Here is a 1,635-nt window from a genome sequence, read left to right on the forward strand (position 1 = left end):
ATTCCCGTTGACGAAGCAGTAGCAAATGAGGCCATTCGTATCAGGCAAAGAACACATACCAAACTTCCTGATGCCGTCATTGCCGCCACTGCCATAAGCCTTTCAGCAACTCTGGTGACCCGCAATTATAAGGATTTTATTTCAATTCAAGGATTAAAACTCCTTAATCCGTTTGAGTATGAATAATCAGATATCAGTACATTTTTCAGATTCTTCTCCCTGGTCGCAGATGTGAATGCCCTTTTCTTCGAAGAACCGGCCGGATCGGAATTATCTTGCATTTCGTCTCATCACGAAGGGTATACATGGATGTCTCCCGTTTCATGCCGGAAGCAGACCTTGCATCAGACCGGTTGTGATAGATGGTGAGCGCCTCAATGGTCCGTTGTACCTCTGCTTTCAGCTCCAGGTCTCTTTCTATTCGTGCCCGTTCCAGAAGCTCCGGCATCGCCTCCTTCCATTTGAGGCGTTTTATCGTCCTGAGTGAAAAAATCCGGTATTTTCTGATAGGATGGTGGAGGTACCGCATCATCAGCTCAGCATATTGCCGCTCGGTACAGAACCGGTCCACAATTCCACATGACGGGCATCGTCGCTGATACACCGGGCTTACGTACCCGCAGGCAATACAGTAAAACGGCTCTCTTGTTTCATTCTCCATAAAATACCTGATTAATCCCGGATCATGGTCAGCATCATCTTACATCTGGTCAGAGCACGGACCGCATGAGGGGCATGTGCCGGGAAGATAATCGTCTCTCCTTCCTGCATCTGATAGTGCGTATCATGCAGGGTAACCTCACACATTCCTTCAAGAATGGTCACTACTGCATCATACGGAGCAGTATGTTCAGATATCTCCTCTCCGGCATCAAAGGAGAAGACCGTGATTGATCCGGCCTTTGAGACAACAACCATACGGCTTGCAATCGTCCCCTCCTGGTAGGCAACAATATCCTTCAGTCTGATAACCTTCCCAAGAAGGTCCTCACGGTTTTTTTCTGCCAAACAGGTATCACTCCTTTCAGACAATAGGTTATAATCCCTTATGGTTGTTATGAATCATGTCAGGGTATTCAGATTTCATTTGAAAGTAGCCACTGTTTGGCATTGAAAAAATTATCGTAATTAGCCTTTTTTTGGTGAATATGGGAGCTCTCTGGTTGAGAAGGATTTAATGTGCTCATAGGATAAGATATTCTGGTATCTCAACACCTCTCACAAGTTCAGGGAACAGGTACAGATCATGGGGTTCAAAATTTTGCTCATAGAGAAAAGATTGAGTCAGGGGTACGGAATACATTCCCAAACTCAGGTCGAGAAATCCCTCTGTAGACTCCCTGATCCGGATTATCCTCCACCAAGGTATGGTCTTTTCAATCTCTTCCATACTCATGGGAATCGGGTTTTGGATTTTTGTTATGGGTTGATTTCTGCCAAAAAGATTCGTTTTTGGAGGAATGCCGTACTCTGGTTTTTCGATGAGGAGTTACAGGTGAACCTTAAAAAAAATTAAAGCGCATATTTTGGTCTCTGAATGCACTCTGAAATTCTACGTTTGTGAATTGCCATTATGCATGATACGGAGTAACACCATTCAAAAAATTGTTAACTTCGAGCCTTAAATATGCTCGT

General features: G+C 44.4%; 4 protein-coding genes. 1 reads left to right on the forward strand and 3 read right to left on the reverse strand.

What is annotated here, in order from left to right; all coding sequences use genetic code 11:
* Window positions 1-186: PIN domain-containing protein (locus tag PLA23_RS13275; protein ID WP_324475516.1), on the forward strand; the 186-nt coding region annotated here is incomplete at its 5' end.
* Between the two features lie 19 nt (window positions 187-205).
* Here the strand turns inward: PLA23_RS13275 and PLA23_RS13280 are convergent.
* From PLA23_RS13280 to PLA23_RS13290, 3 genes are all read right to left on the reverse strand, one after another.
* A complete protein-coding gene (locus PLA23_RS13280; protein WP_324330264.1) occupies window positions 206-661 on the reverse strand; it encodes a hypothetical protein in 456 nt (151 codons plus the stop codon).
* 11 nt (window positions 662-672) lie between these two features.
* Window positions 673-1,008, reverse strand: coding sequence for a cupin domain-containing protein (locus PLA23_RS13285; protein WP_324330266.1), 336 nt, complete (start codon window positions 1,006-1,008; stop codon window positions 673-675).
* 175 nt (window positions 1,009-1,183) lie between these two features.
* Window positions 1,184-1,390: a hypothetical protein gene (locus PLA23_RS13290; protein ID WP_324475517.1), complete on the reverse strand. Its 207-nt coding sequence runs from the start codon at window positions 1,388-1,390 to the stop codon at window positions 1,184-1,186.
* Window positions 1,391-1,635: the final 245 nt, after the last annotated feature.

The sequence above is a fragment of the Methanospirillum sp. genome (genome assembly GCF_035406105.1).
Lineage (GTDB): Archaea > Halobacteriota > Methanomicrobia > Methanomicrobiales > Methanospirillaceae > Methanospirillum.

What these genes read in the sequence shown, in the direction of transcription:
- PLA23_RS13280 (WP_324330264.1), bottom strand. Translation starts at nt 661, where the DNA reads ATGGAGAATGAAACAAGAGAGCCGTTTTACTGTATTGCCTGCGGGTAC.
- PLA23_RS13290 (WP_324475517.1), bottom strand. Translation starts at nt 1,390, where the DNA reads ATGGAAGAGATTGAAAAGACCATACCTTGGTGGAGGATAATCCGGATC.